General features: G+C 49.7%; 21 protein-coding genes. 18 read left to right on the top strand and 3 right to left on the bottom strand.

The window, feature by feature from the left end; all coding sequences use genetic code 11:
- Positions 1–80 precede the first annotated feature (80 nt).
- The 5 genes from A3842_RS14880 to holA all read left to right on the top strand — a co-directional run bounded on the left by A3842_RS14880 (position 81) and on the right by holA (position 4,070).
- Positions 81–722 (top strand): bifunctional 2-keto-4-hydroxyglutarate aldolase/2-keto-3-deoxy-6-phosphogluconate aldolase, encoded by a 642-nt coding sequence (locus A3842_RS14880; RefSeq protein ID WP_074101918.1) that lies wholly within the window; start codon positions 81–83, stop codon positions 720–722.
- A 258-nt stretch (positions 723–980) separates the two neighbouring features.
- Positions 981–1,529: an RNA polymerase sigma factor gene (locus tag A3842_RS14875; RefSeq protein WP_074086301.1), complete on the top strand. Its 549-nt coding sequence runs from the start codon at positions 981–983 to the stop codon at positions 1,527–1,529.
- On the top strand, positions 1,526–2,767 hold the full coding sequence (locus A3842_RS14870; RefSeq protein ID WP_074101917.1) for an anti-sigma factor: 1,242 nt from the start codon (positions 1,526–1,528) through the stop codon (positions 2,765–2,767). Before A3842_RS14875 ends, A3842_RS14870 begins: the two co-directional genes overlap by 4 nt.
- Before the next feature lie 67 nt (positions 2,768–2,834).
- Positions 2,835–2,996, top strand: coding sequence for a hypothetical protein (locus A3842_RS32555; protein ID WP_167374627.1), 162 nt, complete (start codon positions 2,835–2,837; stop codon positions 2,994–2,996).
- 54 nt (positions 2,997–3,050) lie between these two features.
- On the top strand, positions 3,051–4,070 hold the full coding sequence (holA, locus tag A3842_RS14865) for a DNA polymerase III subunit delta (RefSeq protein WP_074101916.1): 1,020 nt from the start codon (positions 3,051–3,053) through the stop codon (positions 4,068–4,070).
- Between the two features lie 174 nt (positions 4,071–4,244).
- Here holA and rpsT read toward each other — a convergent pair whose 3' ends face one another.
- Complete coding sequence (gene rpsT / locus A3842_RS14860; RefSeq protein ID WP_074086304.1) at positions 4,245–4,517, bottom strand: 30S ribosomal protein S20; 273 nt, start codon at positions 4,515–4,517, stop codon at positions 4,245–4,247.
- A gap of 179 nt (positions 4,518–4,696) precedes the next feature.
- On the opposite strand from rpsT, the gene gpr reads away from it, so the two are divergent.
- The 7 genes from gpr (at position 4,697) to A3842_RS14825 (ending at position 11,893) form a co-directional block, all read left to right on the top strand.
- Positions 4,697–5,707, top strand: coding sequence for a GPR endopeptidase (gene gpr, locus A3842_RS14855; protein ID WP_074086305.1), 1,011 nt, complete (start codon positions 4,697–4,699; stop codon positions 5,705–5,707).
- 205 nt (positions 5,708–5,912) lie between these two features.
- Positions 5,913–7,262, top strand: a complete 1,350-nt coding sequence (locus tag A3842_RS14850) for a stage II sporulation protein P (RefSeq protein WP_074101915.1) — start codon at positions 5,913–5,915, stop codon at positions 7,260–7,262.
- Between the two features lie 27 nt (positions 7,263–7,289).
- A complete protein-coding gene (locus tag A3842_RS14845; protein ID WP_074086307.1) occupies positions 7,290–7,781 on the top strand; it encodes a hypothetical protein in 492 nt (163 codons plus the stop codon).
- Positions 7,782–7,985: 204 nt separating this feature from the next.
- On the top strand, positions 7,986–9,800 hold the full coding sequence (lepA, locus tag A3842_RS14840; RefSeq protein WP_074086308.1) for a translation elongation factor 4: 1,815 nt from the start codon (positions 7,986–7,988) through the stop codon (positions 9,798–9,800).
- 90 nt (positions 9,801–9,890) lie between these two features.
- The gene (locus tag A3842_RS32550) at positions 9,891–10,052 is read left to right on the top strand and encodes a hypothetical protein (protein WP_178382358.1); all 162 of its coding nucleotides are present in this window, start codon (positions 9,891–9,893) and stop codon (positions 10,050–10,052) included.
- Between the two features lie 84 nt (positions 10,053–10,136).
- Entirely contained in the window at positions 10,137–11,309 is a 1,173-nt protein-coding gene (gene hemW / locus A3842_RS14830) for a radical SAM family heme chaperone HemW (protein WP_074086309.1), read from the top strand.
- Between the two features lie 74 nt (positions 11,310–11,383).
- Positions 11,384–11,893 (top strand): N-acetyltransferase, encoded by a 510-nt coding sequence (locus A3842_RS14825; RefSeq protein ID WP_143186285.1) that lies wholly within the window; start codon positions 11,384–11,386, stop codon positions 11,891–11,893.
- Positions 11,894–12,070: 177 nt separating this feature from the next.
- On the opposite strand, the gene A3842_RS14820 is transcribed toward A3842_RS14825, so the two are convergent.
- On the bottom strand, positions 12,071–12,802 hold the full coding sequence (locus tag A3842_RS14820) for a hypothetical protein (RefSeq protein ID WP_074101914.1): 732 nt from the start codon (positions 12,800–12,802) through the stop codon (positions 12,071–12,073).
- A gap of 147 nt (positions 12,803–12,949) precedes the next feature.
- On the opposite strand from A3842_RS14820, the gene A3842_RS14815 reads away from it, so the two are divergent.
- From A3842_RS14815 to dnaJ, 6 genes are all read left to right on the top strand, one after another.
- Entirely contained in the window at positions 12,950–13,549 is a 600-nt protein-coding gene (locus tag A3842_RS14815; RefSeq protein WP_074101913.1) for a TetR family transcriptional regulator C-terminal domain-containing protein, read from the top strand.
- 103 nt (positions 13,550–13,652) lie between these two features.
- Positions 13,653–14,471, top strand: coding sequence for an SDR family NAD(P)-dependent oxidoreductase (locus A3842_RS14810; RefSeq protein ID WP_074101912.1), 819 nt, complete (start codon positions 13,653–13,655; stop codon positions 14,469–14,471).
- Between the two features lie 133 nt (positions 14,472–14,604).
- A complete protein-coding gene (gene hrcA, locus A3842_RS14805) occupies positions 14,605–15,636 on the top strand; it encodes a heat-inducible transcriptional repressor HrcA (protein WP_074101911.1) in 1,032 nt (343 codons plus the stop codon).
- Positions 15,637–15,684: 48 nt separating this feature from the next.
- Positions 15,685–16,275, top strand: a complete 591-nt coding sequence (gene grpE / locus A3842_RS14800; protein ID WP_256701702.1) for a nucleotide exchange factor GrpE — start codon at positions 15,685–15,687, stop codon at positions 16,273–16,275.
- A gap of 102 nt (positions 16,276–16,377) precedes the next feature.
- Positions 16,378–18,222 carry a molecular chaperone DnaK gene (gene dnaK / locus A3842_RS14795; RefSeq protein ID WP_074086314.1) on the top strand — a complete coding sequence of 615 codons (1,845 nt, stop codon included), beginning with the start codon at positions 16,378–16,380 and terminating at the stop codon, positions 18,220–18,222.
- Between the two features lie 119 nt (positions 18,223–18,341).
- Positions 18,342–19,466 carry a molecular chaperone DnaJ gene (dnaJ, locus tag A3842_RS14790; RefSeq protein ID WP_074086315.1) on the top strand — a complete coding sequence of 375 codons (1,125 nt, stop codon included), beginning with the start codon at positions 18,342–18,344 and terminating at the stop codon, positions 19,464–19,466.
- Between the two features lie 198 nt (positions 19,467–19,664).
- Here dnaJ and A3842_RS14785 read toward each other — a convergent pair whose 3' ends face one another.
- Positions 19,665–23,783 (bottom strand): S8 family serine peptidase, encoded by a 4,119-nt coding sequence (locus A3842_RS14785; RefSeq protein ID WP_074101910.1) that lies wholly within the window; start codon positions 23,781–23,783, stop codon positions 19,665–19,667.
- Positions 23,784–24,251 lie beyond the last annotated feature (468 nt).

Below are 24,251 nucleotides of genomic sequence, written 5' to 3'. Positions count from 1 at the left end.
TTTGGTTAGTAAATTAGATAAAATTATTTACCTAAATTAATATTCTAAATATCAAGGATTTAACGAAAGGGAGATTTATAATGAAGAAAATAAAAGTATTGCAGAACATCACATCCGTTGGCGTGGTAGCTGTTATTCGTGCCGACAATGCAGACGATGCTTTCAAAATGTCCGCAGCCTGCATCGAAGGTGGACTGAATAACATTGAAGTAACCTTTACCACTCCGGATGCCGACGTAGCAATCAAACGGCTGGTAGCCGAATACGGAAGCCAAGCAGTGATCGGTGCAGGTACAGTACTTGATCCTCTTACGGCAAGAATCGCTATTCTGGCAGGTTCGGAATTTGTGGTCAGTCCTTCTTTTGAAGAAGAAACCGCCAAAATGTGTAATCTCTACGGTATCCCGTATATGCCGGGCTGCATGACACTCAATGAAATGAAAGAAGCACTGAAGCTGGGTGTGGATGTATTGAAGCTGTTCCCGGGCAGCGCCTTCGGACCGGATTATGTCAAAGCCGTTAAAGGACCCATGCCGCATGTCAACATTATGCCTACCGGTGGCGTGGATCTGAACAACATGGAAAAATGGATTTCAAACGGCTGCATCGCTGTAGGCATCGGTGGCAACCTGACCGCTCCAGCCAAGGAAGGCCGCTACGACCAGATCACTGAGCTTGCCGCCAAGTATGTGGCGAAGTTCAAGGAAATTAAGGGCGCTTAAATCCCGCACTCATTAACAACTCTACAAAGATTCATTTACACAGCAGCCGGTTTGCACCTTAAAAGGGTACAGGCCGGCTGTTTTGCATCTTTTTGATTTCACTTTTGTTACAATCTTTCTATAAAAGAGTATTTGAATGATTGAAGCTTCCCCTGTATGCTTAGTAAGGATTATGGATACCGAAAAAATTGATTACAGGCTTGCAACAAATTCGCAGTCTTGCGCGTCAGTAAGATTGCATAGAGAGGGGGAACCTTCGTGGTGGAGCAGGGACTCATCAGAGCCGCTCAAGCGGGCGATCGCGACGCTCTAATCACCCTATTGCGAGAAATTGAAGGGCATGTATATAAGACGGCCTTCTACATTCTGCATAATGAACAGGATGCTTTGGATGCTTCACAGGAGGCGCTTATCCGCGTGTATACCAAAATAGGTTCTTACGAGGAAAAAGCCCAGTTCAAAACATGGGTACAGCGGATCGTGACCAACATATGTATTGATAAGTTCAGAAGAACGAAACCAACGGTTTCCATTGATGAACATGAGATGGTGTTTCCGGATACACATAATGTGGAACGTGAAGTGTTGTCCGGTTATCTGGCAGAGGATATACGGGAGGCGATTGATCAGCTTCCGGAACATCACCGCACGGTAATCGTACTGAGGTATTTGCAGGATTTTTCTTACAACGAGATTGCGGATTCGCTGGACCTGCCCTTGAATACAGTGAAATCGTACCTGTTCAGGGCTAGGCAGCAACTGCAGAATAGACTTCAGGAGTATCAGAAAGGTGGTGTATCAGGATGAAATGCGCGGAGGTGATGGAATGGATGCACCGCTATCTGGATCATGACTTAAGCCAAGAAGAAATCATAGAAATGTTCCGTCATATCGACAATTGTCCCTCGTGCGCGGATGTTTTTGACCGTCTGAATGTGCTTTCCCAGCAACTTGAGCAGCTTCCGGACGTGAAGCCACCTTTCAGTCTGGTTGATTCGATTTTGCCTCGGCTTGACGAGCTGGATCGTAGTGCCGACCAGGAACCGGTCATGACGAGTACAGAAGAATCGAAGGTTGTTCCGTTCACCCGTAAAAGCACCCGTGGCAAATTCTCCAAGGGCTCATCCCTGGCAACACGGACAGGCATCGGCGCAGTGGCGGCGGCTGTGATACTGCTTATAGCTATTTTTAACATGCCTGACAGTATGCCGGCAGCAGATGTGGATGTGGCACTCAATCAGACTGCAGATACAAACTCTGGACAGACTATGCAAAAGACTGAAGAGGCGGCAGGATCTGAACCGGGTGCAGTACAGGACGGCAGCGGGGATAGCGTAAATGGCGCAGATAGGGCGGCAGGGATTACAGAACAGAAAAATAATACGTTTTCGGCTACCGGGAACAGTACTTCCGGCGGTGCTGATGAGATGGTGACTTCATCTACGGCACCAACTCCGGATTCCCCGGCGGTTACACCTGACCCAACCAAACAGCCGGCATCCTTCAAGCGGCAGATCATAGCGGAGCCTGACAAGGACCCTGCCACACCTGCGGTAGAGGATATGAAGATTAGCACTTCTGGTCCGGATACCAGCGGAGCTAAGGATTCTCAGGACAGCCCGCCAAAAAGCGAAGCCGGAGCGAATAATTCCATCAGCGAGTCGCAGCAGTTTCCTTCATCGGAAGAAGCAGGGGTGATGGGCTTGCGCTCGGCACTGGTCGCACCCTCGCCTTTGACATCGCCTGACGGTCGTTTTGGCGCTGAGCTCGCAGGACAGCAGCTTGTACTCTATGCCATACCGGAAGGCGCTGCGAGAGACGATTGGACGGTGCTGACATCACTTCCCCTGGAGGGGGAATGGGTGTCCGGCCAATGGTCGGAAGATAGCCGTGTGTTCACTTATGTGACCCTGAAGAACGGCAATCAAATGACCAAGAGCTATACCGTCCCGGATTCGGTAGTATCTGCGGCACCATCCGGTTCACCATCAGCTTCTTCTACAGCACCTGCGGCTACTCCGGACGCGGCAACGTCTACAAAATAATCGCAGAGTGGAACTTTTTACTCGGTATAGGAATATACTATAGTAAGAGGACAGGAGCTACAGGGTCGTGAGAACCATCGGTATGACCGTCGGCTGGAAAGTTTCTAGAGCTTTTCCTACCGTCGTTTATATAGATGCGCCGCGGAAACGGAGCAACTTTGGCAATGCTGCCGGAGTTGCTCCGTTTTTGCGCAGATATCTGCCGTCTCCACTAGATGTCTATGTTTAAAGATGCTTTTTTGTTACAATATTCAAAGACTGAAATGGAAAAGGAAGTGGCGGAATGGATGCCAAAACGGCGGCCAAAGACATCAAACAAGGAAATGTTTCGCCACTCTACGTACTGTACGGCAGCGAGAAGTTCCGGATGAATGAATTTGCGGCTTTTCTGGAGGATCATCTGATTGCCAAAGAGGACCGGGATTTTGCTGTCATTCCCTTTGATCTTTCCGAGACGCCGGTGCAGGCGGTTGTGGAAGAAGCGGAGACTGTGCCGTTTATGGTGGAGCGGAAGCTGTTGCTGGTGCGTGACGCCTCCCTGTTCACTGCAGGAAAAGATAATGCCAAAATCGAACATCGCATAGAAGTTCTCAGTGAATATATGCAGCATCCGGCAGAGTTCAGTGTGATCGTCTTCATGGTCAATAATGACAAGCTGGATGAACGAAAAAAAATCGTTAAGACGGCCAAGACTGCAGGGATTGTGCTTGCCTTCAACCCGTTAGGCGCAGAGGAACTGCTGCGCTGGGTCGAGAAGGGATTGCGGGACCGGGGCTGCGTGTCGGCACCGGGTGCCGCTGCGGCTCTTGTGGCCAATGCCGGAACAGGACTGCAGGGATTGTCGGCGGAAATGGACAAGCTGAGCCTGTTCGCTGGCAAGGGCGGGACCGTGGATGCCGCAGCAATTGAGAGCCTTGTACACCGCGGGACCGAACAGAACGTGTTCACGCTGGTAGAGGATATCGCCAATCTGCGCCTGGACAAGGCGCTGAATACACTCTATGAGCTACTGAAGCAGCGTGAAGAGCCTATTAAGATTGCGGCGCTGATTGCGAGGCAGTTTCGGATGATTTTGCAGGTGAAGGATTTGTCTGCCCAGAGCTACTCGCAAGGCCAGATCGCTTCCCAACTGGGGCTGCATCCGTATGCCGTCAAGCTTGCCGGTGAACAGGCGCATAAGTTCGAGAGCCAGCGGCTGCGGCAGATTCTCAGCTTTCTGGCTGACCTGGACTACCAGATGAAGACAGGGGCTATCGACAAGGTGCTAGGTTTGGAGATGTTCATGTTACGGCTGGGAGCCTAAAGGTGAACCGGTGATTTCTCAAGATTGTAATACCAACAAAAGCCTGCTCCGCAGCGTATGGACGCTAACGGGCAGGCTTTTGTTGGCTATTTCTGCTGAAAAACAAAAAAACCTAACCGTATGCAGCATAGCGGTCAGGTTCTTATAGTGCTCATTATTAATGTCGCCCTTGGCTTAGGCTTGAGCCTTAAGAGCGTTCAATTTCTTCGCCAAGCGGGATTTTTTGCGGGCAGCCGCATTTTTATGAACCAGGCCTTTAGTTACAGCCTTGTCCAGCTTTTTGGAAGCAGCTTGGAAAGCAGCTTGAGCAGTTTCCACTTCAGTACCAGTCAGAGCTACATCAGCAGTTTTCACAGCTGTACGAAGCGCGGATTTCTGGGAAGCGTTCAGTGCACGGCGTTTTTCGGCCGTCTTGACGCGTTTTACCGCGGATTTGATATTTGGCATTGCATTCACCTCCTGAAAGACATTCGAAATCATCAAATGATTCACAACTTAAAATAGTTTAGCATGACCGCACACAAAATGCAAGACTAATGCTTTTAATTTAACCCCTTTCGGCTTGAATAAAGCAAGGCTTTCACTCGCACACTATCATCAATATGGATAAGGAGGCTGAACTAATAATGGAACTGGATCTTCAGCTATATTCGGTACGCACAGATTTGGCGCTTGAAGCCAAAGAGATGGCTCAGGGACCGCAAAAAACGCCTATTCCCGGTGTAAACGAAGAGGTAGAGGAAGCGGATGGCATTAAGGTCACCCGTCTTGCTGTAGCGAATAATGCAGGCTCACAGGCCATTGGACGCGCCATAGGAAACTACGTGACGCTGGAGGTTCCGGCACTTCGCGGCGGCGACACTGGTCTTTCGCAGAAGGTATCCGTGGTTTTTGCCAGAGAATTTGAACAGTTCATGGACAGAATCGGTATTGACCGCGACTCGTCGGTGCTGATTGTCGGCCTTGGCAACTGGAATGTGACTCCGGATTCACTGGGACCGCTCGTTGTGGAGAATTCGCTGGTTACACGCCAGTTCTACGAGCTGGTTCCAGATCAAGTCTCTCCGGGTTACCGCAAGGTGAGCGCAATTGCACCAGGTGTGCTGGGGCTGACCGGTATTGAATCCAGTGAAGTGGTCCAGGGAATCGTGGACCGTACGAAGCCCGACGTGATTATCGCGATAGATGCACTGGCATCCCGTTCACTGGAACGAATTAATACGACCATTCAAATCGCCGATATCGGCATCCATCCCGGTTCCGGAATTGGCAATAAACGCCGGGGGCTAACCAAGGAAATTCTCGGGATTCCCTGTATTGCGATCGGCGTTCCTACCGTCTGCTATGCTTCAACCATCGTGAATAATGTGCTGGAGATGATGAGCAGGCATTTCGGGCAGGTTGGAGCCGGAGCCGCCCACACCAAAGAAATTATGGGCATGCTGGACGACATCTCTGAACAGGAACGGCTGTCGCTCGTCAAAGAAGTGCTGGAACCGCTCGGACATGATCTGATTGTTACGCCGAAGGAAATTGATGAATTTATCGAAGAAATCGCCAACATCGTAGCCAGCGGACTGAATGCTGCGTTGCATGAAGCTGTGGATCCGGGCAACGTGGGGGCGTATACCCACTGAGAACTGTCCTTCGGTATACTATGCCTGACCAGTCTGCCTGCCGGCTGCGGTTGGGCTTTTTTTTTGATGGATGAACAATACTTTATTAAGAGGGACTGGTTAAACAGGTCTTCCTTTTCTCTCATTTCAGGTTCTACCATTCCTCTTCCGCTCATAGATTGGGAGTATAAGAGATTACAGAGGGCTGGAGGAGGACATAACAATAATGAACAGAAAATGGTTTCAGCTATGGAATATCGGCCGGCTGCGGGGGAAGCTGTTGGATATTCTATCGCTGGGGAGAACAATGCTGCTGCTGGCCGGAGGTTCGCTTGTGTTTTTTATGCTGCTTGGAGCCGGTGGATTGGCCGGTCAAAAGCTGAACTCTTCACCCATTCCCTCAATGAAAGGGTTGGCGGCTTCCTTATCCAGCGGGTTTTTTATGGAACTGCTCGGTATGGAGGTTCCCCACCTGCCGAAAGGTGAAGAGCCGTCTGCATTTTCAGGTAAAAACGTAACCTCCTTCGTCTTTCGGATGCTGACCAGTGTGGACCCCGGCGACCCGAAAAGCCTGCTCTCCCGTGAGGTTCCGGGCCTGGCTGCGGATGATCCGTTTCTGCTGCGTCTGGGCTCTGGCGGGGCTAAGGATGCTCCCGCGGACTACCATCCGGGAACGGATGAGCTGGCAGCTGGAGATACCGGTGGGAATGGTAAAGGGGATGAGACAGGAACAGAAGCGGGGGCAGGCGGAACAGAACCTGCGAGTGACGGATCGGCCGCGCCGGATGGCGGTGAAACGGCCGCGCCGCAGCCTGAGCCTTCCATCGCACCGGATTCATCAGGCGGCAACGACAGTCAGGTCTCACCCGGCAACAGCCAGGATACTTCGATCAAACGGATCTTAATCTATCATTCCCATCCCCGCGAGGCCTATAATCCGCTGCTGGGGGTAGAGAGTGACAATCCAAGCTCCGCTATACCTTCCAAAAATGTAATGCTGGTAGGCTCATATATTACCAAAAGACTGGAGCAGCGCGGAATTGGTACTGTTCATAAACAAGAAGATTACGCCACAAAGGTACCGGATTATAATTGGAACTTTTCCTATAAATATTCAAGAATGACTGTCAAGGCTGTGCTAAGTGCCAACCAGGAAATGAACGAAATGATTGATATCCATCGTGATTCGCAGCGGCATGGCAAAACCACAGCCGTCATAGAGGGAAAAAGTTACGCTCAGGTGTATTTTATCCTCGGTCATGCGAATAAAGATTGGAAGAGGAATGAGGCGTTCGCCAACAAAATTCATCAGCTGCTCGAAAAAAACTATCCGGGTGTTTCCCGTGGCATCTGGGGCAAGTCCTCCGGGAATGGCAATAATGGTGAGTATAATCAGACTCTTTCTCCTAACAGTGTATTAATTGAGGTGGGCGGTATCGACAATTCTGCAGATGAACTGAAGCGGACGGCGGATATTTTGGCGGATGCTATCGCCGATGTGTACTGGAGCAGCCATGATGCGGAGAAAGCGGCGGCACCTGATGCCGGAGCAGACACCGGGAAGCAGAGTGACTGATTCGTCAAGTAGAAAGGAGTGCATGAGATGTCGCGGTTTGGTAAAAAACTGGTCGTAGTCGGCATATCGTTGGGGATCGGCATATTGGCAGGCATGCAGTTCAGCAGCAGCTTGGGTACAAATGCTTCTACAGTACTGCCTGGCTGGAATGGTGCAACCGGGACAGCTCAAACTGCCCCTGCTGGCCAGAAGACTAAGGCGCATTCTGTCCCAGTGGCAGGTTTGACGCAAGGCGGGCAAGCCTATATGTATGTTCCTGTGGTTGTAGACCCGGTTACTGGCGCGTACTCGGTTGTCCCGGTGCAGCCGCAAACCCCTGCGGGCCAGAGCGCAGCCGGCAATCTGCCGCAGCAGGAGGTTCAGGACTACAGCAGTATGAGTCCGGAACAGATTCTTATCCCTGAAGAGCAGAAGCCCACAGTGGACAAGCTTGCCGACAAAACAGCGGGGCTGCTGCAAGAAGCGTCACAAAAGAGCATCCGCTGGGTGGTCTCGCTGTTCGATTCCGCGGAGAAATAGACTGACTCGGACCCCGCAATGCGGCTCATGTGAATTCTTGATTCGTTCAAAAAAGCGGATTCACCTCCCTCAGGGGATGGTGAATCCGCTTTTTTCTCTGCCGCAGACCTTTTCTTGGAGCGTTCGGGGCAGGCGGGATTGATGGGTGAAGCGCGTACTGTTATAATAAGTGGATTAACATTAGGCTGTCTGTGGGGGTAAGGAATGACTGACGTTCAGAAAAGACAACAACAAATCCGCAATTTCTCGATTATTGCACATATAGACCATGGTAAATCGACACTGGCCGACCGCATTTTGGAATACACAGGCGCGCTTACTTCGCGCGAAATGCAGGAGCAGGTGCTGGACCAGATGGATCTGGAGCGCGAACGCGGCATCACCATCAAGCTGCAGGCTGTGCGCTTGACCTATCGTGCCGATGATGGACAGGATTATTATCTCAACCTGATTGACACACCGGGGCATGTCGATTTCACGTATGAAGTTTCCCGCAGTCTTGCGGCCTGTGAAGGCGCACTTCTGGTGGTAGACGCTGCACAGGGAATTGAAGCCCAGACCCTGGCCAACGTATATCTGGCGCTGGACAACAACCTGGAAATTCTGCCGGTTATCAACAAGATTGACCTGCCGAATGCTGATCCTGACCGGGTGAAGCAGGAAATTGAGGATGTCATCGGACTGGATACCAGCGAAGCAGTACTTGCTTCCGCCAAAGCCGGTATCGGCATCAAGGAAATCCTGGAACAGGTAGTGAAGCAGGTTCCTGCACCCACCGGAAATTCCGAAGAACCGCTGAAGGCGCTGATTTTTGACTCTCACTATGATCCGTACAAAGGTGTTATCGTCTATGTGCGTGTTATTGATGGCAGTATCCGCGCCGGTTCGAAGATTAAGATGATGGCAACGGACAAGACCTTTGAGGTTATTGAGGTCGGTGCGTTCATGCCGCGTATGAGCATCGTATCCGAACTTAACATCGGTGATGTTGGTTTCATCGTAGCCGGAATCAAGCATGTCGGCGATACCCGCGTGGGTGATACCGTAACAGATGCCAAGAATCCGACACCGGAGCCGCTGCCGGGTTACCGCAAGATCAACCCGATGGTCTATTGTGGTCTCTATCCGATCGAAACCTCGGATTACAATGACTTGCGCGAAGCACTGGAGAAATTGCAGCTCAACGATGCTTCACTCAGCTTTGAGCCGGAAAGCTCAAGCGCGCTGGGCTTTGGCTTCCGCTGCGGCTTCCTTGGACTCTTGCACATGGAGATTATTCAGGAGCGGATTGAGCGTGAATTCAATCTGCCGCTGATCACCACGGCACCAAGCGTAATTTACCGCATTAAGCTGACCAACGGTGAGATCATTCAGATCGACAACCCGTCGCATTATCCGGAGATTGGCACGATCGACTATATTGAAGAGCCGTATGTCAAAGCCGGAATCATTGTGCCGAATGATTACGTAGGTACGGTCATGGAGCTGTGCCAGAACAAACGCGGTGAATTCGTCAATATGGAGTATCTGGACACAAGCCGCGTCACCATCACATATGAGATTCCATTGTCCGAGATTGTCTATGACTTCTTTGACCAGCTGAAATCAGGAACGAAAGGCTATGCTTCCTACGATTATGAAGTATCGGGCTACCGCCAGTCGAACCTGGTTAAGATGGACATTCTGCTAAATAATGAGCAGGTGGATGCCTTGTCATTCATCGTCCACCGTGACCGCGCTTATAACCGCGGCCGCATCATTTGTGAGAAGCTGCGCGGGATCATTCCGCGGCAAATGTTCGAGGTGCCGATTCAGGCTTCTGTCGGAACAAAAGTCGTGGCCCGCGAGACCGTTAAGGCGATGCGCAAGAACGTGCTGGCCAAATGCTACGGCGGTGACATTTCGCGTAAGCGGAAGCTGCTGGAGAAGCAGAAGGAAGGCAAGAAGCGCATGAAGCAGGTCGGCAGCGTTGAAGTGCCGCAGGAAGCGTTCATGGCGGTGCTTAAGATTGACGAGTAGCTGTAAGGCGAGCTCCGGCTCGTACTGAGTAACAATCGCTAGTGTGTTCTGACGGGAAGCCTGATGGCTTCCCTTTTCTGGCTAAATAGCTTGAACTTTGAAATATACAACCAGGGAAAAGTGGCGGAAGAGAAGTTTGGAACTGTAGGAGCGAATGCGTCCGCCTTTGTCTGCGGATTTCCACCGCGAACAGCGGTACAAATCAAGAAATCTGCAGACAACAGCGGCCGGAAGTCCAAACATTCTCAGTAGTCACGACCATTCCCGAAGTAGAACAATCACAAGTTCAATCTATATAGATATATATTTTAATAATTTTGAACAAAGGAGACAGCTATGACAAACCTGAATAATGGCCGTCCCCCGGAGGCCGTATACATTCATATCCCTTTCTGCACCAATAAATGTTTTTACTGCGATTTCAATTCCTACGTCCTGAAGGATCAGCCGGTCATGGATTACCTGCAAGCGCTGGACCGGGAAATGGAACTTACGGTGAAGAATACTCCGCCTGGTGTGATCAAGACGATTTTTGTCGGCGGGGGAACACCTACGGTGCTGAAGCCGGATGAAATGGCCTATTTTCTAAAATCGGTCCGCACACACTTCCCCCAGTGGGATGAGAATATAGAGTTCTCTATGGAAGCTAACCCTGGTACCACAGATCAAGATAAGCTTGCAGTCATGAAGGAAGGCGGCGTCAACCGGGTCAGCTTTGGCGTACAGGCTTTTCAGAATGAGCTGCTAAGCGGCATTGGGCGCATTCATAACGTGGATGATGTCTACCGCAGTCTGGAGAACGCGCGCAGTGTGGGTCTGCATAATCTGTCGGTAGATCTCATGTTCGGACTGCCGAACCAGACCGTCGATATGCTGAGGGAGAGTATAACCAAGGCACTGGAGCTGAATTTGCCGCATTATTCAATTTATAGCCTCAAGGTCGAGGAGAATACACTGTTCCATACCCTCTTCAACAAGAACAAGCTTCCGCTGCCCAGCGAAGAGGATGAACTGGAGATGTACCTCCTGCTGATGTCTACTATGGAAGCTGCAGGTTACGGGCAATATGAGATCAGCAACTTTGCCAAGCCGGGAATGGAGAGCCGCCACAATATTACGTATTGGCGTAATGAGGATTACTATGGCCTAGGGGCCGGGGCGCATGGATATGTGAAACGGCAGCGGCATATGAATATCAAGGGTGTCAATCCGTACATTGAAGCTTCACTTAAGGGACTGCCGCGTCTGGACAGCTTCAGGGTCTCCGAGCAGGAGGCGATGGAGGACTTCATGATGGTTGGCCTACGCATGCGTGAGGGTGTGTCGGATCAAGCGTTCCAGGCACAGTTCGGGAAGTCGCTGCAGGATATTTTTGGAGGATCGCTGAATAAAATGCTTGCCGCCGGCTTGCTCGAGCAGGATGGAGACATCTATCGTCTAAGCAAGCAGGGTATTCTGTTCGGGAACGATGTTTTCGGTGAATTTGTCGGGGCTTTGACAGAGGTTTAATTTTAAAATACCTCTTGAATTGTAATTCACTCTGTTGTATATTTATTCATATTAACAACAAGGGGTGAGTCAAAGTGCTTGTCAAAACGGAGAAGGTCCGCCAGTCGGCTCCTGCGGGAGACCACAAGGTGATATGCAGAAATGCTACGGTGGAGGATGTAGAGCCGCTGTATTTAATGATAGAAGAATACGCTCAGAGCGGAATTATGCTTCCCCGTTCCAGGCAAGCACTGACCCGCCAGATTGACCAGTTCGTGATTGCCGAATTAGACGGCAAATTCATCGGCTGCGGATCGCTGTTCAGACTGGGCGCTGATCTCGTAGAGGTCCGTTCGATCGGATTGCGTGATGAGGGTAAAGGCAAAGGCGTGGGTTCGATGATCCTGGAGAAGCTGACGGAAGAAGCCAAACGCCAGAAGATTCCCAAGATTATGGCGCTGACCTATGCAGTGGATTTTTTTCTCAGAAACGGCTTTACCGTCGTGGAGAAAGAGATTTTCCCGGAGAAGGTCTGGACCGATTGCGTGAACTGCAAGAAGCAGCATGCCTGCGATGAAATCGCCGTGCTGAAGAAGCTGGATTAATAACCGAGAGGCATTAGCCTTCGGGTTTACCTTATATAATACAAAACCACTTTTCTGCAGGCCGAAGCCGTTTGCGGAAGAGTGTTTTTTTTGATTACATCTGATAACCATGGAGTGCATGAGGCCAAAGAAGAATTTGGCGGCAACGAATGTGAAGCTATGCGTATAGCAGACGGGTTATTTCACATAGATCAGCTTACGCTGCTCTTCCACCAGCCTGGCGAGTTCAGGTGTAGCATAACAGGAAGGATGGAAGGCTTCGAACATCGTGTTATATGTAATTCTTCTGCTGGAGCCGTCGGTCATTTCAATTTCAAGCCAGTATTTATCTCCTACCCATTGCTTGGTCTCTTTCGACAACTGGTCAAACGGGATGTATTTGAGCTTCGGATACTCCCGGATAAATACGGCGTTAGCCTCAGGTGTGAAATCTTTCAGAGGACTCCCGTCCATGCCGCTGGTAAAACGGACGGTCTTGATTTTGCCTTCAATATCAAGCAGGTCGTTCATCGTTTGGGCAGACGGATTATCGGTAGCCTCATACAGCCTTTCACCTGCCATTAACCGGGCCGAGGTTTTATACCCTTTTACTGCGTAGAGTGGTGTTCCCACTTCCAGCACTGTGGCGTCTCCATTCTGCATGGGATTGCGCGGACACTGATGATCGGCTTTGCGGTAGTTGATTTTACCGACACGGTCTCCTGTTTTCAACCCGCTGATATCCGTGTCACTATTATTCATATAGGTAATGTTATTCCACTGGAAGACTGAAGCATACTCCAGCTCACCATAATAACATTTGTATGGCCCGAATTTCTCCACCATCCCACCCGGCATGCAGCCTGACAGTATAAGAGTGGCCATCATCATGCTGAATGCAGCGAATAACCATCGTTTTAGTGACTTCATTTCACACCCCCATAAATAATAGACTAAGGAGTGGGAAATTGGTTGCGGAATACATCCTGAAATATGGATTTATCTTGAATAAAATGTAACTCTGGTTTATCCTTTTAATTAGGACGTTCGTTCAATTTCATCAAGGAAGGTAGTATTATGAATAAAAGGCATTATGACAGTGAGGAGACCCGGTCACTTATTGCAGACAAGGCGGCGCGGCTCTTTGCGCAAAAAGGTTTTTCCGGAACTTCAATCGCTGATATTTCCAGAGAGTCCGGCTGCAGCAAGGGGCATATTTATTATCATTTTGAAAATAAAGAGAAGCTCTTTGTCTATCTCGCTCTGGAAACGATGCGTTCCTGGAAAGAACGGTGGGAGGAGGTTTCCGTAAATTATGGTACGGCTGTAGAGAAGCTCTACGCGATGGCTCATTTCGTCCAGAACAACTTTAAAACGCCGCTTTTGCAGGCTGGACAGGAATTAGGCAGCAACCCCGCGACTTCACCGGAGACAGTAGCACAACTGAGAGGGCTCGCTTCAACGCCTATGCATGCTTATTATGAAATATTCAAGCTGGGATTGGAGAACGGAGAATTCGATCTCACTGAAGCGGAGCTTACGTCTACGGGTTTCTTGTTCGGAACATTGCTCGGCGGGCTGTGTCAATATTTGTTTACGATGGAGTCTATAGCGTTAGAGGGACTTTTCCAGCGCAGTGTGACTGTTTTTGTGGATGGGATTCGAAGTAAAGGGTAAAAGGCAGTAAGTGCCTTCTGCTTAGTTAGATTAGAACGAACGTACTATTTTGTTCCGATGTGGTGAATTGATACACTCATACATAGGTAAGGAGAGATGAGAAATGGTAAAGATTACACGGGTAGGGATCGTTACCGGAGGTGCTTCAGGTATTGGCAAGGCCTTGTGCAAAGAGCTTTTAACAAGAGGGGTGTACATTGTTATCGCTGATCTGAACGCGGAGGAAGGGCTTAGGACGGCGGCTGAACTTGAGCAGATGGGCGGGGAGTGCCGCTTCATTCAGGTGGATGTCACTGATGGAACTGCGGTAAAAGCAATGGTAGATGGCATTTACCGGGATTTTGGGCGTTTGAATTATATGTTCAACAATGCGGGAATTGCGATGTACGGGGAGATTGGGGATATGACACAGCAGAACTGGCAAAGGATCGTGGATGTAAATCTGTGGGGAGTCATTCATGGGGTGCAGGCAGCCTATCCTTTAATGATGAAGCAAGGTTTCGGGTACATAGCCAATACGGCTTCTGCAGCCGGTCTCGGACCTGCTCCTGGAAGTGGTGCTTATTCCGCGACCAAGCATGCGGTGGTGGGGCTGACGACTTCTCTGCATTATGAGGCAGAGGCATACGGTGTCAAGGTAAGCTGCTTGTGTCCGGCATTTGTCGACACGCTGATTTTTGAAAGCGGTGAGGCAGTACATATGGATAAGAAGAAAGTATTGACCCAGGTGAAAAAGCAAAAGCTTATGACACCCGAGTATTTTGCCGCTCTTGCGTGTAAAGGCTTGGAGAGAAATGAAGCGCTGGTGAACCCGATGCCGCTGCGCCGGACGATGGATATTATGTTTACGCTTTTTCCTTTTCTGCACCGCAAGGTAATGCAACTGGTCTGCCGTACAGCGCGGGAAGCCCGGCTCGGCTGAAATGGGCGGAGCGAAGATATTGAACTGACTTGACAATGCCAAGGTCAGTTTGGTATTTTTGTATTAGTGGTTAGCACTCATCTGACTAGAGTGCTAACGAATCGGGAGCCGCAGCCGACAGGAGGGGATTTGCATGTTAACCGAACGCCAGAGAATGATATTGAATGCCATCGTAGATGATTACATTACTTCTGCCGAGCCGGTTGGTTCGCGAAGCATTTCCAAACGGGGAGATGTAGGCTATAGTCCTGCAACCATCCGTAACGAAATGGCCGACTTGGAGGATCTGGGCTATCTGGAACAGCCTCATACTTCTGCAGGCCGGATTCCTTCCCATAAGGGCTACCGCTATTATGTGGACCATCTGGTTCCATGGAATTCGGCTGAATCGGCGGAAATGGGCACGATCCGTGAATTTTTTGCCGAGAAGCTTAATGCCACGGAGCAGGTTATCCAGCATGCGGCAATGATTCTATCTAATATGACGAATTACACTTCCATCCTTTTGGGGCCGGAGGTTTTTCATACTTCATTGCGCCATTTTCAGCTGCTGCCGCTGGATGACAATACCGCTGTGGCGATCATTGTTACAAGCACCGGCCAGGTAGAGAATAAGACCGTAAGTATTCCACCGGGAATTTCTCTGTCCGAGATGGAGAAAGTGGTTAACCTACTCAACAGCAAGCTGGTGAATGTTCCGCTCTATAAGCTGAAGAGCCAGCTGTATTCCGAGCTTGGGGAGGAAATGCAGCGTCACATCTCCCACTATGAGGAATTAATGAAGGTACTGGACACGGCACTCGAAAGTGACCATGAACAGCGTATCTATCTCAGTGGAGCGACTAATATGCTTACCCAGCCGGAGTTCAAGGACGTCGATAAGGTGAAGAATATTCTCGACCTGCTGGAAGAAACGCCTACACTCCTCAAAATGCTTACTCCCGCATCCGGGGGGACCGGAATGCAGGTGCGTATCGGCATGGAGAACAAGCATGAGGCTTTTGCCAACTGTAGTCTGATTACTGCCACGTACTCGCTGGACGGGAAAGCGCTTGGGAGCATTGGTATCCTAGGTCCGACCCGGATGGAATATGCGCGCGTAATGGGCATACTGGGGATTCTGTCCCGGGATTTGACAGCGATGCTGGCACACTGGTATAAGTGAACAGAGCGTAATTGATTTCGTGAATGATTTTAAGGAGGTGAAGACAACTTGAAAGAGGAAAAGATTCAGGATACTAATGAAATTAAGGATCAGGCAATACATGAGAATCAGGCTGCCGATGAGGCTGAAACAGCCCCTGAGAATGGTGCAGCAGCTTCGGAAGAGGCCTTCGAGGAGGCTTCGGGAACTGGAGAAGCAGCAAGACGCCTGCAGGAGCTGGCCGAAGAATATCAAGGACGTGCGCTGCGTGTGCAGGCCGATTTTGACAACTTCCGCCGCCGTACCCAGAAGGAAAAAGAGGAACTGGCACAGTATGCCACAGCCAAGCTTGTAGGTGAACTGATTCCGGTACTCGATAACTTCGAACGCGCAATTGCCACAGTTCCGGCCAGTCCGGAATTTGAGGCCTTTAACAAAGGTGTGAATATGATTTTCCAGCAGCTGGAAGGGATTCTGAAGTCTGAAGGCCTTACAGCCATGGAATCGGTAGGACAGCCTTTCAACCCTGAATACCATCAGGCCATCATGCAGGTGGAGAGCGAGGAGCACGAGGAGGGCATCGTGACGGAAGAGGTCCAAAAGGGCTATCTCCTGAAGGATAAGGTTCTTCGTCCAGCCATGGTCAAAGTCAGCATGTAGTCCTGTCTATATATGCCGGTTGTAAATGAGTTCCAATCCATTACTTAATAGAAAATCTAACTGGAGCCAAGGCTCCATATCATTTTGAGGAGGCACATTACTGTGAGTAAAGTTATCGGTATTGACTTAGGAACCACCAACTCTTGCGTGGCGGTTATGGAAGGCGGCGAAGCCGTCGTTATTCCAAATCCGGAAGGTGCGCGTACAACCCCATCGGTTGTAGGCTTCAAGAAAGACGGCGAGCGTATCGTCGGCGAAACAGCTAAACGCCAGGCCATTACGAATCCGGACCGCACCATCGCTTCCATCAAACGTCACATGGGCACGAACCACAAAGAAAGCATTGACGGCAAAGACTACTCTCCACAAGAGATCTCGGCCATGATTCTGCAAAAGCTGAAATCCGATGCTGAAGCTTATCTGGGCCAAACTGTTACTCAAGCGGTTATCACCGTTCCAGCCTACTTCAATGATAGCCAGCGTCAGGCAACCAAGGATGCAGGCAAAATTGCCGGTCTGGAAGTTCTGCGTATCGTGAACGAACCAACAGCAGCGGCTCTTGCATACGGTCTGGAGAAATCTGAAGACCAAACCATCCTCGTCTATGACCTTGGTGGTGGTACATTCGACGTATCCATTCTTGAACTGGGCGACGGCTTCTTCGAAGTAAAAGCTACAAGCGGTGACAACCGTCTTGGCGGCGACGACTTTGACCAAGTGGTTATGGACTTCCTCGTAGCTGAATTCAAAAAAGAGCAGGGCATTGACCTGAGCAAAGATAAAGCAGCAGTACAACGTCTGAAGGATGCCGCGGAAAAAGCGAAAAAAGAACTGTCCGGCGTACTGACTACTACGGTATCCCTTCCGTTCATCACGGTTGTTGACGGCGTGCCTCAGCACCTTGAAATCAACCTGACCCGTGCGAAATTCGACGAGCTGACTGCAGGTCTGGTTGAACGTACACTGGGACCTACCCGCCAAGCTTTGAGCGATGCAGGCATGACTCCTGCTGATCTGAACAGAATCGTACTCGTGGGCGGTTCCACACGTATTCCTGCCGTACAAGATGCGATCAAGAAGCTTACCGGTAAAGAGCCTCACAAAGGCGTTAATCCGGATGAAGTGGTAGCCCTTGGTGCAGCCGTTCAAGCGGGTGTATTGACTGGTGACGTAAAAGACGTGGTATTGCTTGACGTAACTCCACTGTCCCTGGGTATTGAAACTGCGGGTGGCGTGTTCACGAAGATGATCGAACGCAATACTACGATCCCTACAAGCAAATCGCAGGTCTTCTCGACCTTTGCCGACAACCAGCCAAGCGTGGAAATTCACGTACTGCAGGGTGAACGGCAGATGGCGAACGGCAACAAGACCCTGGGACGCTTCATGCTGAACGAGATTCCACCGGCACCACGCGGCGTACCGCAAATCGAAGTTACCTTCGATATTGACGCCAACGGTATCGTAAACGTATCGGCAACGGATAAGGGCACTAACAAGAGCCAGAAGATCACCATCACTTCTTCCAGCGGCCTGAGCGACGCAGAAGTAGAACAAATGATGAAGGATGCCGAGCTGCACGCTGAGGAAGACCGCAAGCGCAAAGAATTGGTAGAAGCGAAGAACTCCGCTGACCAACTCGTGTATTCTACAGATAAGGTAATCAAAGACCTGGGCGATAAAGTGGACGCTTCTGAAGTAGATAAAGCGAACGCTGCTAAGGATAAGCTGAAAGCTGCTCTGGAAACTGACAACCTGGAAGAAATCAACGCGGCTACAGAAGCGTTGACCGAGATTGTACAGCAATTGTCCGTGAAGCTGTATGAACAGGCGGCACAGGCTGAACAAGGCGCAGAAGGCGGCCAGGGAGCTTCTGAAGGCGCGAAGAAAGACAATGTTGTAGATGCTGACTACGAGGTTGTTGACGACGAGAAGAATCAAGGGTAACCTTAGACGATAAGTTTATTTTGAACGAAGGGAAGGTCAAGACCGGGGCATCCCGTGTTTTGACTTTCCTTTTAACATGTTACAGGGAGTTTGAGTATTGATGTACGGAGGTGAAAGCAGTGGCAGATAAACGCGATTATTATGAGATTCTGGGCCTCGGAAGAGATGCATCAGACGATGAAGTGAAGAAGGCGTACCGCAAGCTGGCGCGCCAGTACCACCCGGACGTCAATAAAGCCAGCGATGCAGAGGCTAAATTCAAAGAAGTGAAGGAAGCCTACGATGTGCTTAGTGACGGCCAGCAGCGTGCACGGTATGACCAGTATGGTCATATGGATCCCAATCAGGGAATGGGCGGCGGCTTTGGCGGCGGTGGCGGTGATTTCGGAGGGCTTGGCGATATTTTCGATATGTTCTTCGGCGGCGGTGGCCGTCGTGATCCGAACGCTCCGCAGCGCGGCGGAGACTTGCAGTACACCATGACCATTGAGTTCAAGGAAGCGGTATTCGGCAAAGAAACCGACATCACCATTCCACGCACGGAAACCTGCGATACCTGCTTCGGCTCCGGTGCCAAACCCGGAACCAAACCGGAAACCTGCTCCGTATGCCATGGCAGCGGCCAACAGGAGTTCGTTCAGAACACACCGCTTGGACAAATGCGAAACCGCCGTCCTTGCTCTAATTGCTCAGGCACTGGTAAAATCATTAAGGAAAAATGTACAACATGCGCTGGCCAAGGCAAAGTCAAGAAGCAGCGTAAGATTCATGTCCGTATTCCGGGCGGCGTTGATGACGGTGCACAGCTGCGCATGACCGGCGAAGGCGAAGGCGGTACACGCGGCGGTCCGGCAGGCGATTTGTACATTGTTATCCGTGTGAAGACGCATGATTTCTTCGTACGCGAGAACGATGATATTATGTGTGAGGTTCCATTAACATTTGCACAGGCAGCGCTTGGCGACGAGATTGAAATTCCAACCCTGACGGAAAAAGTGAAGCTCAAGATTCCGGCAGGTACACAGACCGGAACCTTCTTCCGGCTGAAAGGCAAAGGGGTTCCACATCTGCGCGGCTCAGGAACAGGGGATCAGCATGTACGTGTAATCGTCGTGACTCCTAGCAAGCTCAGTGATGAGCAGAAAGACCTGCTCCGCCAGTTTGCTTCTTACAATGGAGAAAACACACATGAGCAGGAGCAATCCTTCTTTGACCGTGTGAAGCGTGCATTTCGCGGCGACTGATTGTTGAAGGTTCTGAAGTTACAGCGATAAAATACCGATTTACACAAAGACGTCTGCCCGTTCTCTTAGAGGACGGGCAGACGTCTTTTGCCGGGTAAAGTTGATCTATTTATTTCTGGATGAACACAAAAAAAGATCGTGTATGGCTGAGCCATACACGATCTTTTTGTTACAGTAGCTTGGTATTCTCCATCTGAACTACTCGATCAAACCAATCTTGCTAAGGAGCTCGTAGAGAGCAGCAGCAGCTGTCTCACGGGTTGCTGGAGCAGTAGGATTGAAGGTCGTTCCAGTTTCACTGCCGATGATGCCGGCTTTGGACAGGGATTGCAGGCTGTCCTTCGCATAAGGTGCTACTTTGGCACTGTCGGTATACGCAGTGAACGAAGGATTAGCGGACTTCAATTCGGTTCCTGTCAGCTTAAGTGCTCTGTCGAGAATAACAGCAAGCTCTTGACGGGTTACCTTTTGAGTTGGAGCAAATTTGCCTTTGCCAATGCCCAGAATCAGGCCTGCTTTGGAAGCAGCGGCAACATCTTTAGCATACCAGTCCGATGATTTCACATCGGAGAAGGTAACGCTGGCATCGGTGCGCAAACCAAGTGCACGGGTCAACAGTGCGGTGAACTCAGCGCGTGTCAGATTGCTCAGCGGCGAGAAAGTTGTTGCCGTAGTGCCTTGGATAATCAGCTTGTCGGCCAAGGTCTGAATCGCAGCAGCCGATTTGGAAGAAGCGATATCCTTGAAGGCAGCAGCCGGTTTGCTTACTGCGGCATACACCGAGAAGCCAGGGCGGCTAACCGTAACGATTGTCGTTCCATCCGTCTGAGGCGCGAATACAGAAGCAACCGGGGTTACCAGTCCGTTCTCTTCAAAGAGCACGCCTGCAGTTTTTGGCTGGATTGCACCAGGTACTGTAAAGGATCTCTTGATGAAAACATTATTTGGAACGTTCAAGTAAGTGCTGCTTGTAGCTGTAGTCCAGGAAGCTTCATAGGAAATCGGGGTTCCGATTACCGTCGAACCAGGGGTACTTGCAGATAGCTTGCTTGCAGCATCAGGCTGTTGCTTAATGTCAAGCTTTAAGCTTTGGCCAGCAGGAGAAGCTGAGAGCAGGGATACCGGCAAGGATACAGCGGAACCGCCAATACTAACAATGATTGAGCTATCCGAATGGATGCCAGCCAGTAGCTTCACTTGATCAGCAGTCAAGCTTAGTACTGCAGATTTGTCAGAGATGGTGCCTACAGAGATCACAACGGCTGACTTGGAGGCAGCGGCTTTGGCCAAAGCTGTCTTCAGATCACTGTCGTTAACGGTTACCGTAGTGACACCATCCTTCGATGCGGTTACTGGGGTTACAGTTACCTGTGTTGCCCCTTCTTCCACAAGGGATTTAGCTGTACCAGGGATCACTGGTGTTGTCGGTGCAACTACACCACCACCACCACCACCACCACCGCCGCCAGTTGACGGAGCAGAACCAGTAACAAACCGGAATGAGGTATAAGTGCTGTAATATGTGCCTTCTTGGTTCAAATCAATCTTGATAGGTCCTTTAGTATTGTCTTCTGCAGTGATAGCCAGAATCTCAAGCTTATAGATCCCATCAGTAATCGTTGCTACGGCAGGGTTGCCTTTGGCATCAACTATAGGGTCACCGTTGCTGTCATAGGGCTGGTAAGTGGCCCCGATAACTGTGCTGTAGCTGCCAGGTGCAAAGAATTTATCCGGTGCGCCCGTAGTGGATACCTGGAAAGAGCCTTTCTTGGCATCGTCCATACCCACCAGATTGACTTCATAATAGTTGATGTCTTTAGCTTTCAGTTTGTACGAAAGAACAGCGGGTGAACTGGTGTACACGATTGGCGAGCTGATCACCGCTTCCTGTACGCCTGTGCCCCAATCAGGCTGTTCAGCCTTATCATTGACATGGACAGTAAATGGAAGATGCAGGGTCGGTTGTCCTGGAGCTGTCAGAACAACTTTACCTTGGTAATCCAGTTTCGGATCAGCATCAGCTGAAACGGCAACATTCAAATTAAATCCGGTTGTACCGTATGCGGATGCTGTTACAGTGGTTGTGTCCAATGTGGCAGAAACCTTATTCGGATCACCATAGTTCCATTCAACAGAAGCAGTGTATGCAACGCTGCTCTTGCTGATGTTCTTCAACTGCAGTGCTTTGCTGGCCGTAGAGCCTGGCACCAGCACTCCAAAACTTGTTGAAGGATTGTAGTTGGTGATTCTTTGAGATAGATAGTTCTTGTCAAGAATAGAGATAGGTTCTACGGCTTCGAGCAGTGCCGGAGTCAAAATCGCATTTTCAACATTGGCCCGTCCAGGACCTTGAAGGTACAGGTCTTCCGGATCTCCATTGTGGAGGATCGGATCTGCAGTGTTCGCCAGAGCGGCACGAATATCAAATGGTGTATATTCCGGATGCGCCTGCTTGATCAGCAGTGACAGGCCTGCGACATGCGGAGTAGCCATGCTGGTACCGCTATTGCGTTTATACGCTTTGGAATAATCGCCACCATAAGCAGGGTAAGTGGACAGCACTCCGTCACCTGGAGCAACAATGTCCGGTTTGATGCTCAGATTGCCATCGACATTTGGACCCCAGGAGGAGAAATCTGTCATTTCATCACCTGGGGTCATTTCCATCTCGTAGTCAGCGCTAAAAGTGAAGTAAGTAGGTTTGTTCTTATTTGCAAGAATAGTTCTTGCTAATTGACGCCCCTTATCTCCTTCAAGGTCAAATGTTGGTACATTTTGGTATCCATCACCGAAGTTAAGGCCTATGAAATCGGATCGATCTGTATAGCTCTCATCCAGAATGGCTACCTTCTTACCATTTTCGGTTTTAAAATTACCATTAAAGATGATGAGCGCTTTAACCTTATGGGCTTTGGCATTAGCAATCTTGACGTCAAAGGTCAGATCACCACGAGATACCAAAACAATTGTATCACTGAGATCTCCCGCCGGATAATCTTCGTTTGCTCCCAGATTAGCATATTCGACCTTGACAGGCTTAGTGCCAATGACTGTAGAGAAATCAGATTTTCCCAGCTCGTATGCCATAACGTTGAATGGATAATAGGTGTCATAAGTAACCGAAGTAACAGAGTCAGCAGCTTCTGTCTTGAACTTGCCTGAGAAAGCTTTAATAGGACTGTTTACGGCCCCAACAGAGATCGCCAGCTGGGATGTAGCAGGGGAACCGAGTGAAAAATATCCGGCTTTCCCATTGTTGCCGTTCGCGATAACTGCCACAACGCCTGACAAAACGGCGTTATTAATCGCAATCGAATCCGGGGAGTTCACATCTTTTTCGGAATCTGAACCCAGGGACAAGTTGATAACATCCATGCCATCCTTTACCGCGTGCTCAATACCGTCAATAACTTGAGCGGATGAACCGGAAGCTCTGCTCGGATCTTCAAGATTCCGTCCCAGTACTTTGTAGACATACAAATCCGCTCCGGGAGCTACCCCTTTTTGAGCAACATCACTTTTTGCGGTGTATTGCCCGATGATGGTGCCTGATACATGCGTACCGTGAGAAGTACCTTCATAGCCTACGCCATAGGGATCTTTATCGGGGGTCAGCGGAACTTCTTCATAAGGATCATTGTCCTGATAGAAGGAGTCATAGCCGCCTTTGTAGGCTGCTGCGATGTCCGGGTGCTTATAGTCTACACCAGTATCGATGACGCCGACTTTCAAGCCTGCACCATTAATTCCGTGATCCGCAGCCCATGTGGCACGAATCTGCTCGAGAGGAGCATTGTCGTTTCTGTAAGTAGTATCGGTTACTGTCTGATCAGGAAGAGTGTACCAGGTGCTGTTCGGATAAATGGAAGTAACGCCAGAAATCTTTGCCAGCTCCGGAATCTTGTTCGCCGGAACGCTAACTTCAAAGCCGTTCAATATGGTGTCATACTTGTAGTTGACGGTAAGGCCAATGCCTTTGGCTTTAGCCTGGTCAAGCACACTGGTCTGCTGGCTCTTTACCGCAGCTTCCGTAGCGGTTTTGGCTAGAGCTGAGATTCCCTGCTTCGCCGCGTATTTGCCGACAGCAGCAGGCTGGCCGCTTAATTGAACAATGACCCGGACATTATTTGAGGATTTGGTGTTGATCTGTGGAGAAATAATAGTCGGATTTGGTTGAATCAAAGATGTTAGATGATTGCTAAGTGATGACGTCTGCAAGCTGCTGGCGGCGAAAGCCGCACCCGGAATCATACCGGCTGTCACGCCCAGTGATAAGGCTAGTACAGACAGCTTACGAGGTAGTTTTGTCCACTCCAAATGTAATCCCCTCCAAGTTATGTTGTTAATTCTGGCTCACATCTCTCCTGCTTCAGACAGTCAGTGCGGATTCTCCTTTTCTATTGATCCCTTTTATTTCCGTCTAGATTAGTAGGAAAAATATTAAGAAGATTTTACCACCGGTAAAATGTAAAATCCACATAAAATTTATGAAGTCTTGAGATGAAACCGTTTTTGATGATGTGAAATGTGACGTGGGTATCCTTATAATGGAAATATTTAATCAGAAAAACTTGGATATATCTCCAGGGAAAATATACAAGCCTTGATTGCGTTAGAGAACATAACATGTAAATTACTGTAAGAAGGTAATTCCATCAATGTGTAAACCTAAATTCTAGTGATTTATCATCTCCCTTTGGCAGTTTGTTTCTTTTCGGTAAAGTAAGGCATCAGAATGTATAAAATTAAGTTTATTTTACAGTTAAGCAGGGGGTTGTTATATAC

The sequence above is a fragment of the Paenibacillus sp. P3E genome, from assembly GCF_001909045.1.
GTDB classification, from domain to species: domain Bacteria; phylum Bacillota; class Bacilli; order Paenibacillales; family Paenibacillaceae; genus Paenibacillus_AQ; species Paenibacillus_AQ helianthi.
This window is presented reverse-complemented; position numbering and strand designations above follow the sequence as displayed.

What these genes read in the sequence shown, in the direction of transcription:
- A3842_RS14820 (WP_074101914.1), bottom strand. Translation starts at nt 12,802, where the DNA reads ATGAAGTCACTAAAACGATGGTTATTCGCTGCATTCAGCATGATGATG.
- A3842_RS14850 (WP_074101915.1), top strand. Translation starts at nt 5,913, where the DNA reads ATGAACAGAAAATGGTTTCAGCTATGGAATATCGGCCGGCTGCGGGGG.
- hemW (WP_074086309.1), top strand. Translation starts at nt 10,137, where the DNA reads ATGACAAACCTGAATAATGGCCGTCCCCCGGAGGCCGTATACATTCAT.
- gpr (WP_074086305.1), top strand. Translation starts at nt 4,697, where the DNA reads ATGGAACTGGATCTTCAGCTATATTCGGTACGCACAGATTTGGCGCTT.
- lepA (WP_074086308.1), top strand. Translation starts at nt 7,986, where the DNA reads ATGACTGACGTTCAGAAAAGACAACAACAAATCCGCAATTTCTCGATT.
- rpsT (WP_074086304.1), bottom strand. Translation starts at nt 4,517, where the DNA reads ATGCCAAATATCAAATCCGCGGTAAAACGCGTCAAGACGGCCGAAAAA.
- A3842_RS14880 (WP_074101918.1), top strand. Translation starts at nt 81, where the DNA reads ATGAAGAAAATAAAAGTATTGCAGAACATCACATCCGTTGGCGTGGTA.
- A3842_RS14870 (WP_074101917.1), top strand. Translation starts at nt 1,526, where the DNA reads ATGAAATGCGCGGAGGTGATGGAATGGATGCACCGCTATCTGGATCAT.
- holA (WP_074101916.1), top strand. Translation starts at nt 3,051, where the DNA reads ATGGATGCCAAAACGGCGGCCAAAGACATCAAACAAGGAAATGTTTCG.
- hrcA (WP_074101911.1), top strand. Translation starts at nt 14,605, where the DNA reads ATGTTAACCGAACGCCAGAGAATGATATTGAATGCCATCGTAGATGAT.
- A3842_RS14845 (WP_074086307.1), top strand. Translation starts at nt 7,290, where the DNA reads ATGTCGCGGTTTGGTAAAAAACTGGTCGTAGTCGGCATATCGTTGGGG.
- A3842_RS14815 (WP_074101913.1), top strand. Translation starts at nt 12,950, where the DNA reads ATGAATAAAAGGCATTATGACAGTGAGGAGACCCGGTCACTTATTGCA.
- A3842_RS14810 (WP_074101912.1), top strand. Translation starts at nt 13,653, where the DNA reads ATGGTAAAGATTACACGGGTAGGGATCGTTACCGGAGGTGCTTCAGGT.